18 protein-coding genes and 1 riboswitch are annotated in these 15427 nt (G+C 71.5%); of the genes, 9 read left to right on the top strand and 9 right to left on the bottom strand.

The window, feature by feature from the left end; translation table 11 throughout:
- Positions 1 to 71 precede the first annotated feature (71 nt).
- A riboswitch (SAM riboswitch) is annotated at positions 72 to 256 on the top strand.
- Positions 257 to 274: 18 nt separating this feature from the next.
- The 5 genes from thrC (at position 275) to DEP02_RS05590 (ending at position 5812) form a co-directional block, all read left to right on the top strand.
- On the top strand, positions 275 to 1561 hold the full coding sequence (gene thrC, locus DEP02_RS05610; RefSeq protein WP_112466216.1) for a threonine synthase: 1287 nt from the start codon (positions 275 to 277) through the stop codon (positions 1559 to 1561).
- Positions 1558 to 1833, top strand: a complete 276-nt coding sequence (locus tag DEP02_RS05605) for a MoaD/ThiS family protein (RefSeq protein WP_112466215.1) — start codon at positions 1558 to 1560, stop codon at positions 1831 to 1833. Before thrC ends, DEP02_RS05605 begins: the two co-directional genes overlap by 4 nt.
- 446 nt (positions 1834 to 2279) lie before the next feature.
- Positions 2280 to 2483: a cold-shock protein gene (locus DEP02_RS05600; RefSeq protein ID WP_009189266.1), complete on the top strand. Its 204-nt coding sequence runs from the start codon at positions 2280 to 2282 to the stop codon at positions 2481 to 2483.
- Positions 2484 to 2806: 323 nt separating this feature from the next.
- Positions 2807 to 4429 (top strand): chaperonin GroEL, encoded by a 1623-nt coding sequence (gene groL / locus DEP02_RS05595; RefSeq protein WP_112466214.1) that lies wholly within the window; start codon positions 2807 to 2809, stop codon positions 4427 to 4429.
- A gap of 294 nt (positions 4430 to 4723) precedes the next feature.
- Positions 4724 to 5812 carry an NADH:flavin oxidoreductase gene (locus tag DEP02_RS05590; RefSeq protein ID WP_232838977.1) on the top strand — a complete coding sequence of 363 codons (1089 nt, stop codon included), beginning with the start codon at positions 4724 to 4726 and terminating at the stop codon, positions 5810 to 5812.
- Positions 5813 to 5815: 3 nt separating this feature from the next.
- Here the strand turns inward: DEP02_RS05590 and DEP02_RS05585 are convergent, their stop codons facing one another.
- The 3 genes from DEP02_RS05585 to DEP02_RS05575 form a co-directional block, all read right to left on the bottom strand.
- On the bottom strand, positions 5816 to 6409 hold the full coding sequence (locus DEP02_RS05585) for a hypothetical protein (RefSeq protein ID WP_112466212.1): 594 nt from the start codon (positions 6407 to 6409) through the stop codon (positions 5816 to 5818).
- Between the two features lie 34 nt (positions 6410 to 6443).
- Positions 6444 to 7379, bottom strand: a complete 936-nt coding sequence (gene murQ, locus DEP02_RS05580) for an N-acetylmuramic acid 6-phosphate etherase (RefSeq protein WP_112466211.1) — start codon at positions 7377 to 7379, stop codon at positions 6444 to 6446.
- A gap of 122 nt (positions 7380 to 7501) precedes the next feature.
- Positions 7502 to 8446 carry a MurR/RpiR family transcriptional regulator gene (locus DEP02_RS05575; protein WP_112466210.1) on the bottom strand — a complete coding sequence of 315 codons (945 nt, stop codon included), beginning with the start codon at positions 8444 to 8446 and terminating at the stop codon, positions 7502 to 7504.
- Positions 8447 to 8505: 59 nt separating this feature from the next.
- Here DEP02_RS05575 and DEP02_RS05570 point away from each other — a divergent pair, with 59 nt between their 5' ends.
- Complete coding sequence (locus DEP02_RS05570) at positions 8506 to 8892, top strand: DUF8819 family protein (protein WP_112466209.1); 387 nt, start codon at positions 8506 to 8508, stop codon at positions 8890 to 8892.
- A 25-nt stretch (positions 8893 to 8917) separates the two neighbouring features.
- Positions 8918 to 9196 (top strand): DUF4031 domain-containing protein, encoded by a 279-nt coding sequence (locus tag DEP02_RS05565; protein WP_112466208.1) that lies wholly within the window; start codon positions 8918 to 8920, stop codon positions 9194 to 9196.
- Here the strand turns inward: DEP02_RS05565 and DEP02_RS05560 are convergent.
- The 6 genes from DEP02_RS05560 to DEP02_RS05535 form a co-directional block, all read right to left on the bottom strand.
- A complete protein-coding gene (locus DEP02_RS05560; protein WP_438947729.1) occupies positions 9178 to 10245 on the bottom strand; it encodes a GNAT family N-acetyltransferase in 1068 nt (355 codons plus the stop codon). The two genes, DEP02_RS05565 and DEP02_RS05560, sit on opposite strands and share 19 nt — an antisense overlap.
- Positions 10246 to 10322: 77 nt before the next feature.
- Positions 10323 to 11090 (bottom strand): hypothetical protein, encoded by a 768-nt coding sequence (locus DEP02_RS05555; protein WP_157977370.1) that lies wholly within the window; start codon positions 11088 to 11090, stop codon positions 10323 to 10325.
- Complete coding sequence (locus tag DEP02_RS05550; protein WP_112466205.1) at positions 11087 to 12145, bottom strand: ABC transporter ATP-binding protein; 1059 nt, start codon at positions 12143 to 12145, stop codon at positions 11087 to 11089. The genes DEP02_RS05555 and DEP02_RS05550 overlap by 4 nt, the downstream gene beginning before the upstream one ends.
- Positions 12142 to 12360, bottom strand: coding sequence for a PLD nuclease N-terminal domain-containing protein (locus DEP02_RS05545; protein ID WP_198668296.1), 219 nt, complete (start codon positions 12358 to 12360; stop codon positions 12142 to 12144). The genes DEP02_RS05550 and DEP02_RS05545 overlap by 4 nt, the downstream gene beginning before the upstream one ends.
- Before the next feature lie 82 nt (positions 12361 to 12442).
- Complete coding sequence (locus DEP02_RS05540; protein ID WP_112466204.1) at positions 12443 to 13069, bottom strand: DUF3887 domain-containing protein; 627 nt, start codon at positions 13067 to 13069, stop codon at positions 12443 to 12445.
- Between the two features lie 44 nt (positions 13070 to 13113).
- Positions 13114 to 13755, bottom strand: a complete 642-nt coding sequence (locus tag DEP02_RS05535; protein ID WP_112466290.1) for an HD domain-containing protein — start codon at positions 13753 to 13755, stop codon at positions 13114 to 13116.
- Positions 13756 to 13890: 135 nt separating this feature from the next.
- On the opposite strand from DEP02_RS05535, the gene DEP02_RS05530 reads away from it, so the two are divergent.
- Positions 13891 to 14571: a maleylpyruvate isomerase family mycothiol-dependent enzyme gene (locus tag DEP02_RS05530; RefSeq protein ID WP_112466203.1), complete on the top strand. Its 681-nt coding sequence runs from the start codon at positions 13891 to 13893 to the stop codon at positions 14569 to 14571.
- 90 nt (positions 14572 to 14661) lie between these two features.
- On the top strand, positions 14662 to 15396 hold the full coding sequence (locus tag DEP02_RS05525) for a copper homeostasis protein CutC (protein ID WP_112466202.1): 735 nt from the start codon (positions 14662 to 14664) through the stop codon (positions 15394 to 15396).
- The last annotated feature ends 31 nt before the right edge of the window (positions 15397 to 15427 follow it).

Here is a 15427-nt window from a genome sequence, read left to right as displayed (position 1 = left end):
CCTTCGGTTACAGTCTTGAACAACGCGGACGACCATCGCATGCCGGGGGTCGCCGCCTCACAACCGCATACAGCTCATCCAGAGGGGCAGAGGGACACGGCCCGTTGAAGCCCCGGCAACCCTCCAGCCGGTTCTCGTAGACCGCCGGCCAGTGATCAGTGATCACTGACCGCCGTCGATCGTCTTAGCGAGGCTCCCGGCTAGGGAAGGTGCCAATTCCGTCTCACGGCGAGATGCGTCGTGAGGAAGATGAGGAGAAAGGGCCTCGCCTCACATGGCTGTGCAGACTGTCGCAAGCAGCACCGACTCCACCGTCGACCTCGGCCCCGCCGCGGCTCTGAGCTGCCGCGAGTGCGGTCACCGCGTTCCTCTCGGCCCGGTCTTCGCCTGCGAGGAGTGTTTCGGGCCGCTGGAGATCGCCTACGACTTCTCGGGCTACGACACCGAGGGGCTGCGCAAGAGGATCGAAGCGGGCCCCGCGAACCTCTGGCGCTACGCGCCGCTGCTGCCCGTCCCCGCGGACGTGGCCGGCAAGCCGAACCTCAACCCGGGCTGGACCCGGCTCGTCCAGGCCGACCGCCTCGCCCGCGAGCTCGGTGTCGACGCCGGCAGGCTCTTCGTCAAGGACGACTCCGGCAACCCGACGCACTCCTTCAAGGACCGTGTGGTCGCCCAGGCCCTGGAGGCCGCGCGCGCCTTCGGCTTCACCACCCTGTCCTGCTCCTCCACCGGCAACCTCGCCGGTGCCGTCGGCGCCGCCGCCGCCCGCGCCGGCCTGCGCTCCTGCGTGTTCATCCCGCACGACCTGGAGCAGGGCAAGGTCGTCATGGCCGCGGTCTACGGCGGCGAACTCGTCGGCATCGAGGGCAACTACGACGACGTGAACCGCTTCTGCTCCGAGCTGATCGGCGACCCGGCCGGCGAGGGCTGGGGCTTCGTCAACGTCAACCTGCGGCCGTACTACGCGGAAGGGTCCAAGACGCTGGCGTACGAGATCTGCGAGCAGCTCGGCTGGGAGCTGCCCGACCAGATCGTCGTCCCGATCGCCTCCGGCTCGCAGCTCACCAAGGTCGACAAGGGCCTGCGGGAGCTGGTCGAGCTGGGGCTGGTCGAGGACAGGCCGTACAAGATCTTCGGTGCGCAGGCGGAGGGCTGCTCCCCGGTGTCCGCCGCCTTCAAGGCCGGCCACGACGTCGTACGGCCGCAGAAGCCGGACACCATCGCCAAGTCGCTCGCCATCGGCAACCCGGCCGACGGCCCGTACGTCCTGGACATCGCGCGCCGCACCGGCGGTGCCGTGGAGGACGTGACGGACGAACAGGTCGTGGACGCCATCAAGCTGCTCGCCCGCACCGAGGGCATCTTCGCGGAGACGGCCGGCGGTGTGACGGTCGGCGTGACGAGGAAGCTGATCGAGGCGGGCGCCCTCGACCCGACGAAGACCACCGTCGTCCTCAACACCGGCGACGGCCTGAAGACGCTGGACGCGGTGGCCGGTACCGGGCTCACCGCGACGATCCGCCCGAACCTGGACTCCTTCCGAGAGGCTGGCCTGCAATGAGCGTGACCGTTCGCATCCCGACCATCCTTCGCACCTACACCGGCGGTCAGGCCGAGGTCAGTGCCGAGGGGGCGACCCTCGGTGAGGTCATCTCCGACCTGGAGAAGAACCACACGGGCATCGCCGCCCGCGTCCTGGACGACCAGGGCGAACTGCGCCGCTTCGTCAACGTCTACGTCAACGACGACGACGTCCGCTTCGAGCAGGGGCTCAAGACGGTCACGCCGGACGGCGCGGGCGTCTCGATCATCCCGGCCGTCGCCGGCGGCTGATCGTTTCCACGGACGAACGTTACCTTCGGTAATTTTCGTCACCGAACGTGCATGGGGTTGCCCCCTCCGTGAGAGAAGCGGAGGGGGCAATTCTGTGTGATTGAGCGCGGTAGAGTTGGGGAACGCACCGCCGGTCCCCGGGTCCGGAGCCATGAATTCCTGCCGCACGTCCGACAAGAAGTAGCCAAAGTGTGTGGACTTTTTGCGGCATTTGCCTTGTTTGCGGGGCCCGACTTGCCCTGAATTCGGATGAATTCCCGCCATACTCCGGACTGCTCGCGTCCGGAATTCTCGTCCGATTGACCTGTTGCAGACGGCAGTTGGGCAGATACATTCAGCCGCGGTCGACGCGTTCCGGCGCACGCCCCCAATCCATGGGGGGTGAGGTCTGACCCGGATCCGCGAAGTGTGGATCTGTGCAAGGGCCAGTAATAGGGGAGTTAGGCATGGCTCAGGGCACCGTCAAGTGGTTCAACGCGGAGAAGGGGTACGGCTTCATCGCGGTCGACGGTGGTGCGGACGTCTTCGTCCACTACAGCGCGATCCAGATGGACGGCTACCGCTCGCTGGAAGAGGGTCAGCGGGTCGAGTTCGAGATCTCGCAGGGCCAGAAGGGCCCGCAGGCCGACATGGTGCGCGTCACCGCCTGAACGTTCTTCACACGAAGGGCCCACACCTTACGAGGTGTGGGCCCTTCGTCTTGTCCCCTCGCCCTGTCCCCCTCGTCCTGCCCCCTCATCCTGCCTCCTTCGTCCCGTTCGCCCGGGCTGATCCCCCGAAGGCGCTTGCACTCGACCATGCCGAGTGCTAATCATTGGCGTTAGCACTCTGAAGGTGAGAGTGACAACGAAGGACCGGGTCGGTGAGGCCCGCGGGCTCGGTGGGGCAAGGAACCACCGGCCGGCGAGCCGTCCGTCGCGGGCGCGGGCGCGGTCCGAAGGAATCACCCCCAGTCCTGGAGGGACCACTTCACATGGCCAAGATCATCGCGTTCGACGAGGAGGCGCGGCGCGGCCTCGAGCGCGGCATGAACCAGCTCGCGGACGCCGTCAAGGTGACCCTCGGCCCCAAGGGCCGCAACGTCGTCCTCGAGAAGAAGTGGGGCGCCCCCACGATCACCAACGACGGCGTCTCCATCGCCAAGGAGATCGAGCTCGAGGACCCGTACGAGAAGATCGGCGCCGAGCTGGTCAAGGAAGTCGCCAAGAAGACGGACGACGTCGCCGGTGACGGTACGACCACCGCGACCGTGCTGGCCCAGGCCCTGGTCAAGGAAGGCCTGCGCAACGTCGCCGCCGGTGCCAACCCGATGGCTCTGAAGCGCGGTATCGAGAAGGCCGTCGAGGCCGTCTCCGCCGCCCTGCTCGACCAGGCCAAGGAGGTCGAGACCAAGGAGCAGATCGCCTCCACGGCCTCCATCTCCGCCGCCGACACCCAGATCGGCGAGCTCATCGCCGAGGCCATGGACAAGGTCGGCAAGGAAGGCGTCATCACCGTCGAGGAGTCGCAGACCTTCGGTCTGGAGCTCGAGCTCACCGAGGGCATGCGCTTCGACAAGGGCTACATCTCCGCCTACTTCGCGACCGACATGGAGCGCATGGAGGCGTCGCTCGAGGACCCGTACATCCTCATCGCCAACTCCAAGATCTCCTCGGTCAAGGACCTGCTCCCGCTGCTGGAGAAGGTCATGCAGTCGGGCAAGCCGCTGCTGATCATCGCCGAGGACGTCGAGGGCGAGGCCCTGTCGACCCTGGTCGTCAACAAGATCCGCGGCACCTTCAAGTCCGTCGCCGTCAAGGCCCCGGGCTTCGGCGACCGCCGCAAGGCCATGCTCGGCGACATCGCCATCCTCACGGGCGGCGAGGTCATCTCCGAGGAGGTCGGCCTCAAGCTGGAGAACGCGTCCCTGGACCTCCTGGGCCGCGCCCGCAAGGTCGTCATCACCAAGGACGAGACCACCATCGTCGACGGCGCCGGCTCCGCCGACCAGGTGCAGGGCCGGGTCAACCAGATCCGTGCCGAGATCGAGAACAGCGACTCCGACTACGACCGCGAGAAGCTGCAGGAGCGCCTGGCCAAGCTCGCCGGCGGTGTCGCGGTCATCAAGGCCGGCGCCGCCACCGAGGTGGAGCTCAAGGAGCGCAAGCACCGCATCGAGGACGCCGTGCGCAACGCCAAGGCGGCCGTCGAGGAGGGCATCGTCGCCGGCGGTGGCGTGGCCCTGCTGCAGACCACCGGCGTCTTCGAGAAGCTGGAACTCGAGGGCGACGAGGCGACCGGCGCCAACGCCGTGAAGCTGGCCCTGGAGGCCCCGCTGAAGCAGATCGCCGTCAACGGTGGTCTCGAGGGCGGCGTCGTCGTGGAGAAGGTGCGCAACCTGACCGTCGGCCACGGTCTGAACGCCGCCACCGGCGAATACGTCGACATGATCGCCGAGGGCATCATCGACCCGGCGAAGGTGACGCGTTCCGCGCTGCAGAACGCCGCCTCCATCGCCGGCCTGTTCCTCACCACCGAGGCCGTCATCGCCGACAAGCCGGAGAAGGCCGGCGCGCCGGCCGGCGGCGGCATGCCGGGCGGTGACATGGACTTCTGATCCTCCTCGGAGGATCGGACCCGTCCGTCACGTACCGAGGGCGGCACCCCCTGTTCACGCAGGGGGTGCCGCCCTCGGCGTGTTCCGGGTCACAGCCGGGAGACGGCGGAATGCCGTGGCGGACGGCACAGTTGGCACCAGTGTGCACTCCATGCGTGTGCACATACCATCTGGTATCCCGACTGATTCCGAGGAGCCCCCCACGTGACCGCCACCGCTTCAGAGCCCGCGTCTTCAGAGCCCGCGTCTTCAGAGTCCGCGCCCGGGTCCGGGTCCGCCTCCCGTGCGGCGCGGATCCTCTCCCGTCCCGTCACGCTGAACGGTCTCACCGTCCCCAACCGGATCGTGATGGCACCGATGACCCGCATGTTCTCGCCCGGCGGCATCCCGGGGGAGGACGTGCTGTCGTACTACGCCCGCCGCGCCGCCGCCGGTGTCGGACTGATCGTCACCGAGGGCACGTACGTGGGGCACGACTCGGCCGGTGAGAGCAGCCGGGTGCCGCGGTTCCACGGCGAGGAGCAGCTGGCCGGATGGGCGAGGGTCGCCGAGGCCGTGCACGCGGCGGGCGGCACGATCGTGCCGCAGCTGTGGCACATCGGCATGGTCCGCAAGCCGAACCGGCCGCCGTTCCCGGACGCGCCGCCGGTCGGCCCCTCCGGGCTGCGCGTCGGCGAGTCCGAGGTCACAGGCAAGGCGATGACCCAGAAGGACCTGGACGACGTCGTCGGCGCGTTCGCCGAGGCGGCCGCCGCCGCGGAGCGCATCGGCTTCGACGGCGTGGAACTGCACGGCGCCCACGGCTATCTGATCGACCAGTTCCTCTGGGCCGGCACCAACCGCCGCACCGACGCCTACGGTGGCGACCCGGTGGCCCGGACGAAGTTCGCCGCCGAGATCGTGGCCGCGGTCCGCGCGTCCGTCTCGCCGGAGTTCCCCGTCGTCTTCCGCTACTCGCAGTGGAAGCAGGAGGTCTACGACGCCCGCCTCGCCGAGACCCCGGAGGAGCTGGAGGCGGTCCTGACCCCGCTCGCGGCGGCCGGCGTGGACGTCTTCCACGCCTCCACGCGCCGCTACTGGCTGCCCGAGTTCGAGGGCTCCGACCTCAACCTGGCGGGCTGGACGAAGAAGCTGACGGGCAAGCAGGTCATCTCCGTCGGCTCGGTCGGCCTGAACGGCGACTTCAACAGGGCGTTCCAGGGGGAGGGCGCGCCGCTCGGCAGCCTGGACAACCTGCTGGACCGCATGGAGCGCGACGAGTTCGACCTGGTGGCCGTGGGCCGCGCGCTGCTGCAGGACCCCGAGTGGGCGGCGAAGGTCCTCGGCGGCCGGTTCGAGGAGCTGAGGCCGTACGACGCGGCGTCGCTGCGGACGCTCAGCTGAGCTCTACAGGTTGCCCATCGGCTCGATGTCGGTCCGCACGGGGTGGCCCCAGATCCGTACCACCTCGTAGTCGGTGAACTCGTGCACGAGCCGGTAGGCCATCGCGGCACGCGGGGCGCGGCGCTGGGCGTTGATGAACAGCTCCGCCTCGCGCCGGTCCCGCCGCGGGGTCCCGCACAACTGCCACTCCCGCCCGTTCCACAGCTCCGGCAGCCACCGCTGCTGGGGCTGCGGCCGGTCCCCGCGCACCCCGTAGCGGGAGGGTGCGCGGTCGGCGGGCTCGGAGGGCTCGGCGGCGGAACGGTCGTACGAGGGATAGGCCCCGTTGACCTCGGACCGCCGGGCGGCCCGCCGCCGGGTCTCGCACAGCAGACAGAGATCGGGCGCGCTCTTGTCGACGGGCCCGTTCGGGTGCTCGGGGCACCGGGTGGCGGGCGCGACCGTCGTGACGGTCTCGTCCAGCAACTCCAGAGCACGCCGAAGGTCCGTCCTCACCTCGTGCAGCTTGGCGTCGGGCGTGTCGGCGGTCAGGGCCTCGCCGTGCTCGCCGAGGAGACGGAGAGCACGGCCGAGGGCGGTGAGCTGGGCGTGGTTCATGGTGCCCTCAAGGGTAGGGGGCCCGGCCGGGCTCTCAGCCCCCCGCTTCCTCCAGGGCGGCGCGCAGGTGACCGCCGGACTGTTCCAGCAGGCGGGCGGCTGCCGGGCCGTCGACGTCGGCCAGGAGGGTGAGGATCGCGTTCTTCACCTCGCCGCCCGTGGCGGTGAGGGCGGCTTCGATCTCCTCGTCCGGTGCGCCCGTGGCGAGGGCCACGATACGGCGGGAGCGGGCGCGGAGCTTGTCGTTGGAGGCACGTACGTCGACCATCAGGTTGCCGTAGGTCTTGCCCAGGCGGACCATCGTGATCGTCGAGATCATGTTCAGGACCAGCTTCTGGGCCGTGCCGGCCTTCAGCCGGGTGGAGCCGGTGATCAGTTCGGGGCCGACGACGACCTCGATGCCGTGCTCGGCGGCGGCCGCCAGCGCGCTGTCCGCGTTGCAGGCCAGGCCGATGGTCAGGGCGCCCAGCCTCCGGGCGTGCTCCACCGCGCCGACGGCGTACGGGGTGCGGCCGGAGGCGGAGATGCCGACCACCGTGTCGTCCGGCGTGAGGCCCACGGCGTCGAGGGCCTCGACCGCCAGTTCCTTCGAGTCCTCCGCACCCTCGACCGACGTCACCATGGCCCCGGGGCCGCCCGCGATCAGGCCGACCACCCGCGACGGCTCGGTGTTGAAGGTCGGCGGGCACTCCGAGGCGTCCAGCACGCCCAGCCGTCCCGCCGTGCCCGCGCCGGCGTAGAGCAGCCGGCCGCCGCGGGCCATGCGCCGCGCGACCGCGTCGATCGCGGCGGCGATCTGTGGCAGCCGCTCGGCGACGGCGGCGGGCACGGTGGTGTCCTCGGCGTTCATCAGCCGCGCGATCTCCAGTGTGGGCAGCCGGTCGATCTCCGCCAGCTCGGGACGGAACGCCTCGGTCGTCAGCGACTCCAACTCGGCGCGCAGCTCACGGTAGTGGGGGGTGGAGGTCATGAGGAGGCGGCTCTCTTCGTGCAAGGCGATGCGTGTGATGCGATGCGTGCGGCGCGGTGCGTGCGGTGCGTGCGGTGCGGTACGGCCGACGCCGGCCGGCCCCGGCCGGTTCGCCCCCCCCGCTACGAACGCCGGATTCCGCCCCGCGGACTGTGCCGGTGGGCCAGCGCCTCGTACGACGCAGCCAGCGCCGGCGCCGCCGTCTCGTACGTCCGCTGCGCCACCCCGACGAACAGGCAGTCCACCACCAGCAGTTGACTGGTCCGGGAGGACATCGCCGCCGGGCGCAGCTCGCTCTCGCGGGCGGTGGAGGTGGTCAGGACGTGGTCGGCGTACTGCGTGACGGGAGCGTCGGGCCGGCCGGTGATCGCGACGGTGGTCGCGCCGCGCTCGAAGGCCACCCGCAGCGGCTCGATCACGTCCCCGGTCGAACCCGAGTGGGTGATCGCGATCGCCACGTCACCGGCGCGCAGCTGCACCGCGTTGGTGACGGCGAGGTGCGGGTCGCCGGGGGCGTGGGCCATCAGCCCTATGCGCAGCAGCTTCTGGGTGAGGTCCTGGGCGACCAGGCCGGAGGCGCCGATGCCGTAGACGTCGGTGCGGCGGGCGGAGACCAGGGCGGTGACGGCCGCGCCGAGCTGGACCGTGTCGAGACCGGCGGCGGTGTCGGCGAGGGTCTGCTGCTCGTCGTAGGCGAGTTTGGCGACGACGTCGGCGATGGGGTCGTCCACCGCGATGTCGGTCGTGATGGAGGGCGCGCGGCCCGACTGCTGCTGCGCGGCCAGGCCCGCGAGCGCCAGGCGCAGGTCGCGGTAGCCCGGATAGCCCAGCAGGCGGGCGGTGCGTACGACGGTCGCCTCGCTGGTGCCGGTGAGCTCGGCGAGGCCGGTGACCGTGAGGGCCGCGCAGCCGGCCGGGTCGCCCGCGACGGCCTCGGCGACACGCTGCATGGAGCGGGTCATCGAGGGCGCGAGCGTGCGCACCTTGGCCGCGAGGGCGGCGGGGGCGGGGGGCATGCCGCCGGAGGTGCCCGCGCGTGCGAAAATTTCCTTCACATCATGGGTCACACCATGAAAGATATTTTCTGTTCGGCGGTGTCGTCAACAGTGCGCACAATGGAGACATGATGGCCCCTACAACCCCCCTGGAGCAGGCCCTGCACGCCGCCCGCGCCCTCGTCCTGGCCGACCTGGTCGCGGGCGAGGTCGCCAAGGCCGACGTGGTCTCGCTGGTGGAGGACTCCGTGGCCCAGCGCCGCTGGTGGGTGGAGCAGTGGCCGGAGGGCGCGCAGTTCGTGGCCGGGCTGGTCGCGCAGGACGTCCAGGACGCCCTCCTGGAACGGTACGGCCGCTGGCCGCTGTGCCCGGTGTGCGGCTACGGCGACCCGCACGCGCTGGACGTCGAGCCCGAACTCGGGCCGGACCCGCACTGGGTGTGCTCCAAGGCGGGCGTGAAGGTGGCGCCGGTGGGCGGACTGGCGGAGGCGACCGGCGGCGGGGAGCCGCCGTCGTGACGGCGGCCCGCTGGACGGCCGCACCGTGACCCTCTACATCGACCCGCCCGCCTGGCCGGGCCACGGCCTCATGTGGTCCCACCTGGTCAGCGACGTCTCCTACGACGAACTGCACTTCTTCGCCGCCGAGTTGGGCGTTCCCCGGCGCGCCTTCGAACGGGACCACTACGACCTGCCCGCCCACCGCTACGCCGACGCGGTGGCGGCCGGGGCGATCGAGGTCAGCAGCCGGGAGGTGGTGCGGCTGCTGTACGCCGCGGGGCTGCGGCGGCCCAAACACCGTGCTCAGGGCCGCATTTCGTAGAAGATCTCCTCCTCGTCCCCGCCCACGGCGACGAAACCGGCGCGCTGGACCACCCGCTGGGACGGGACATTGTCCCGGTCGACGGTGGCGACCAGCAGCCGTACGTCGTCCCGGGCCAGCGCCCAGGCCGACAGCGCGCGCAGCGCCTCCGTGGCGTAGCCGTGGCCGCGGGCGGACGCGGCGAGGTCGTAGCCGATCTCCACGCGGCCCTCCTCGTCGGGCGCGGCGTGGAAGCCCATCCCGCCGACCGCGCGCCCGTCCGAGTGCCGTACGAGCACGAACATCCCCCACTCGGGTCGGTGCACGCCGCCTTCGTACGCTTTCACGGCCATCCCCGCGGCGCTCCGCGTGGTCTCGTGGGGGCCGCCCTCGACCCACGCGAACCCGCCGTCACCGCCGTTGCACAGATCGCGTGCGGCGGCGGGGGTGACACCCTCCAGGGTGATCCGCTCGGCGGGGATGACCGGCGGGTTGCTCCACCGCCACTCGGTGACCGGCGCCCGCCCGGGCAGCTCGCCGCGGCCGGTGGCCCACAGCAGCGTCGGCCAGGGCGCGGCGCCCGGCCGGACGTGCGGGAAGAGCCGGGTCAGCACGTCCTCGCACAGCTCGGCGGGCGGCTCGTACGCCAGTCCCAGGCCGGTGGCGATGTCGTGCGTGTGCAGCAGCACCTCGGTGACGCCCATCGCGGCGAAGCCCTCGCGGTTCGCGCTGCGGAAGGGGAACGGGTGGAAGGCCCGGACCCCGCGCGGAGTGGTGCGCACGGCCGCGGCGAGCAGCGCACCGGTCGTCTCGATCACGTCCAGGACGTCCGCGTTCCCGGTGCCCTCGTCGAGGGTGACCCCGAAGGGGACGCCCGCGTCCTGCGCGCGCCCGGCCAACCGCCCCGCGTAGATGAGGAGAGCACCCGCGACGTGCTCCGCCGTGCGCCGGCAGCTCCACTCCAGCCGTCCGGCCCGCACCCCGTCCCAGTCCCGGTCCACCGCCGTCCGCAGCAGCGCCACGGCGTCCGCGACGGCCCGCTCCACCTGCTCCCCGCCCCATGCACGCATACGGCGCAGGGTAGGCGCGGCGGGCGCCTCGGAGCGACAGCCTTTCCCACGCGGACGGATGATTCAGGACATGGACGTCAACGCACCTCCCTGCGCGCGCCACACCGGACCGCTGCCACCACGCAGCCGAGCGTGAGCACCACGGCGACGGCCAGGGCCCGCTGCGCATGGTCGGCCGCCGTGTGCCGCAGGAACGCGTCCGACGCCCCGATCAGCTCGGTCGGGAGCCAGCGCGACACCCCGGGCAGCGCCCCCAGGAGCGGGAGCGTGAACAGCGCGAGAAGCGCGTACCCGATGGTGCCGAGGGTGCTGCGCGCCAGTGTTGCGGCCAGCGCGGTGACCGCCACCGCGAACACGAGGAACACCGAGCCGACGAGCGCTGTCCTCCCCATGGCCGCCGTACCGGGATTCCCCAGCAGCACGGCCGTCTCGTACCAGGCGGCGAGCAGCCCGGCCAGATAGCTGCCCACTACACCGACAGCGCTGACCGCGAACCTCGGCACCAGGAGATCGCCGAAGCGGTCGGCGCGCGTCCGGTAGAACACCGAAAGCGCGGTCTTGGCGTCGATCGAGCACGCGTACGCCACTACGACGACCGTCACGATGAGGCCGATCGACAGCGCGTTGCTCACGTACTCGGCCACACCGTCCGCCGGAACCGGGGGCGGCAGGATGATCGTCACCTGCTGGCCCGAGCCGCCGGCGTGTTTCAGCAGCTGCGCGGAGTACCTGGCGAGCAGCGGCCCGGCGAACCCGAAGAACACGAAGACGCCCAGCAGCGCGATCAGCCTCTTGGTACGCAGCAGCCGAAGCCACTCCACTCGCCACACCGAAAGACCGTTCATGCCGCACCCGCCTGATCTGCGTCCAACTGCCCGCGCCGTTCGTGCTGTTCGCGCTGTTCGTACTGCCCGCGCTGCCCGCGCTGCCCGCGCTGCCCGCGCTGCCCGCGCTGCCCGCGCTGTCCGCCGGTCAGCGCCAGGAACGCGGCCTCCAGGTCGGCGTCGACGGGCCGCAGGCTGATCAGAGCCGCGTCCGCCGCGGCGATCGCCTTCGGCAGCTGACGTTCACCGACCGCGGTGCTCGCCGCTTCGACGCGCACGGACCCGTCGGAGGTCACCGCCACCGAGGTGACCCATTCCTGGTGCCGCAGCAGTTCGGCCAGTCGCTGCTCGTCCCCGTCGCGGAGGCGCACCTCCCAGGCCGGCTGCAGGAACCGGTCGATCAGGTCGCGTACGGGCCCCTGGAACAGGAGCCTGCCCCGGTGGAGCACGCCCACCGTGTCGGCGACCCGTTGCACGTCCGCCAGGACATGGCTGGAGAAGATCACGGTGCGGGTCCGGCCGAGCCCGGCGACCAGGGACAGCACCTCCGCCCGCCCGGACGGGTCGAGCGCACTGGTCGGTTCGTCGAGGACGAGCAACTCGGGTTCCAGCACCAACGCCACCGCGAGCCCCAGCCGTTGCTTCATCCCGCGGGAGAAGCCGCCCGTGCGCCGGTCGGCCGCTTCGGTCAGGCCGACCTCGGCGAGTACACCCGCGACCGGGTCGGGGGCGGACCCGTCGGTGTCACGCACCGTACTGCCGCGGTGCCGGCGCCCGCGCCGTGCGGTCAGGCCGAGGGACTGACGCACCACCTCCGCCGCGGTGAGCCAGGGCTCGAACTCGGGAGTGTCGGGGCAGACCGCGACCCGTCCCGCGTCGACCGACAGCCGGACCTCGCCCGCGTCGGAGCGGCGCAGGCCGGCGACGATGGACAGAAGCGTCGTCTTCCCGGCGCCGTTCGGGCCCACCAGGCCGTAGACACCGCCGCGCGGCACCTCCAGGTCCACGCCGTGCAGCCCCGCGCCGTGTCCGTAGTCGCGCACCAGCCCCGCGGTCGTGACGGCCGCCCCGTTCACCGGTCCTCACTCCGACCCACCACCAGGTAGGCGATCGCGCCCACGGGTTTGACGAACAGGCATATCAGCACCCAGGCCCAGCGGGGCAGGTGACGGGTGCCCGGGTGCCGGACGACATCGACGAGGCAGTAGGTGAGCAGGGCCAGATCGATGACCACCAGAGGCAGGATCGCGGCCCAGGGGACCGCCGACGAGTGGGGGGTGAAATCAATCACGGGACGAGCTCTCCGTACGGGTGTCGAATCGGTCGAATCGGCCGGACCGGTCGAATCGGTGGGGTGGGCGGCGACGCGTCTCTCATGGCGTCTCGGGCGGGAGGATGAAGAATCCGGCGACCTTCTCGTCCTCGTCGAACGCGACCCGGGCCTTCATGTCGCCGGCCTCGTAGCTCAGCGGGATGTCGACCACGGTGTGATCGCCGATGCGCCGGACGAACGGCTCACCCCGGCCGAAGCCCTCGAACGCACCGACGAGGCCGGCCACACTGGCCAGGGCGTCGCCCCGCACTTTGTCGGTGAACGCAGCCAGGACATCGGCGTTGAAGGACGGCCTGGCTTCGTCCATGCGGCCTTCGAGGATGTCCGTGACGATCCTGAGGGCGCGTTCCGCGGCGTCGGCCATGTGCACGGTCTTGTCCATGGGTGCTCCCGTTCGGGGGTCGATGGGCTTGCCGAACCGCTGGAAGGCGGCCTGGCGGGTGACTCCGAGCAGGTCCCCGATCTCCTGCCAGGTGTGGCCGGCGTCCCGGCACTGCTGCACGCACAGCTTGAGCACCTGGTCGGCCAGGGCGTCGACATCCTGGGCGCGCCGGACCAGGTCGAGGTAGGCCGGTGGGGTCAACGGGCTGCCCACCGCCGCGGCCAGGACCGAGGCGTGCTCGGCGAGCAGGGCACTCAGGGCAGTGAGGGACGGGGAATCGGTCACACGTAAAGGATGCCTTTACATCCGCGGTGGCGTCAAGGAATCCTTTACGTCAGCAGTTCCAGTTCCCCGCCGATGTTGTAGCGGGCGGTGGCTTCCCAGTGCTCCGCCCCGTACGGGGTGCGGAACAGGTGGGGCAGGGCGAGGAGCCGGCGCAGGATCGCGGCGCGGCCCTCGCGGAAGGCGTCGCTGGGGACGAAGCGGTACTCCTCGCGGACGCCGGCCGTGTAGGCGGCGTACGCCGACGGGGACGCGGCCAGGATCGCCAGGTCGGCGTCGCACAGCACCTGGCCGTTCCGGTCGTCGTCGGCCGGGTCGTGGGTGGCGGTGAGGCGCACCAGCCGGGCCACCTCGGCGGTCTTCTCCGCCGACACCCCGGCCTCGGGCAACGCGCGCTCGGCGAGCCGGGCCGACCGCTCCTCGTTCTCGGACCGCTCGGGCAGGTAGACGGCGTCGTGAAACCATGAGGCCAGCCGCACCACGTCCGGATCGTCGGCGTACTCCTCCAGCACGTCGACGCGGTCGAGGACGGCGGTCAGGTGCGTGAGCGTGTGGTAGTGCCGCTGAGGCTCCCGCCAGTGGGCGAGCAGGTTGTCGGCGTACGGCACCGGGTCGGGGCCCCCGCCGGGGCCCCGGGCGCCTTCGAGGGAGCGGCTCCAGCGGGCGCGCAGGGCGTCGAGATCGGCCATGCCGCCATTGTCGCCGCTGCCGCCCTCCCCGCCTCCGTTCACGTCCGCGACCCCAACGGGGGGCGGCCCGAGTGTTTTCCATCGTGTGCATGGCGGCAGCCGACGTGGGGCGGGCCGAGCACTAGCGTGGAGGGCATGACATCTACTGACGTGCGTGAGGTACGGGACCCCGAGCTGCCCGGGCGGCTGCTCACCACGGAGCGGGACGCGCTGATCCCGTTGCTGCGGGCGCGGGCGGACGCGGACTTCGCGTTGCCGACCGCCGCGTGTCCGGGGTGGACGGTGCGGGATGTGCTCGCGCACTGTTCCGCCGCGCTGACGAGGGTGGTGGAGCGCCGGTTCGAGGAGGGGGTGTTCTCACCCGAGTGCAATCAGCGGGACATCGCCGAGCGGGCCGAGTGGACGAACGCCCGGGTGGTGGACGAGCTGGAGCGCGGGATGACCGAGGCCGGGCCGGTGATCGCGAAGGCCGGCGGGGTGCTGGACGTGCTCGCGCTGGGCGAGTGGGTGCACGCCGGTGACGTGCGAGACACCCTCGGCACGCCGGGGGCGTACGCGGGGGACGGGCTGCCGTACGCGCTCACCCTGCTGGCACGCGTGACCCGTGAGAAGGGGCATCTGCCGCTGCACGCCGACCTCGACGACGTGGACGAGCCGCTGAGGTTCGGCGACGTGAGCGGGGATCGGCACCCGGCACGCTACATCGGCGACGCCGCCACGCTCGTACGGCTCTACGCGGGGCGTCCGGTACCGGCGGCGGGCTCGGGGTACGAGCTCGCGGGCGCGGAGAAGGGCGAGCTCGACATCTTCGGGTGACCGGTTCTCGGCCGTGGGCCTCCCGACCGGCGTACCCTGAGATTGGACTAGACCTGTCCGTTCCAGGGGGAAACCGAGGAAAGGGGTCCTATGAGCATGCGTGCAGTCCTGGAGGTGATCGCCCTCGATGTCGAGGACGCGGTCGCCGCCCAGGCCGGAGGCGCGGACCGTCTCGAGCTGGTCACCGACATGGCGGCAGACGGGCTCACCCCGCCGGCCGTGACCGTCGCCGCGATCCGTGTCGCCGTCGACATTCCGCTGCGCGTGATGCTGCGGCTCGCGGACGGGTTCTCCGCGGGGGGTGCCGGGGGGCCGGCCCGGCTGGCCCGGGTCGCGGGCGAGCTGCGGGCGGCCGGTGCCGAGGAGTTCGTGCTCGGGTTCCTGGACGAGGAGGGCGGGGTGGACCTGGGGGCCGTCGAGCGGGTGGCCGCCGCGCTGGACGGGTGTCCGTGGACCTTCCACCGGGCGATCGACCGTGCCGCCGACCGGGACGCGCTGCGCAAGCAGTTGGACGGCCTGTCCGGGCTCGACACGTATTTGACGGCGGGTGCCGCGGGGGGCGTGGACGACGGGCTTCCCGTACTGGTCGCGGAGGCCGCGCGGAGCGGGCAACCCGGGTACGAGCAGCGGATCATGGCCGGCGGCGGGCTGCGGCTCGACCATGTTCCGGAGCTGCTCGCCGCCGGGATCGACGCCTTCCACATCGGCGGTGCCGCCCGTCCCGGCGGCTGGGACGGACCGGTCTCCGTCGCGGCGGTCGCACGGTGGCGCGCGACGCTGGACGGGGCCGGGGCCGGGGCCGTGGCCGGGGCCGGGGCCGGGTAATTCGTACGCCTGACCCATTCCGGCCAGGCAC

The sequence above is a fragment of the Streptomyces triticisoli genome, from assembly GCF_003270085.1.
Classification (GTDB): Bacteria; Actinomycetota; Actinomycetes; order Streptomycetales; family Streptomycetaceae; genus Streptomyces; species Streptomyces triticisoli.
This window is presented reverse-complemented; position numbering and strand designations above follow the sequence as displayed.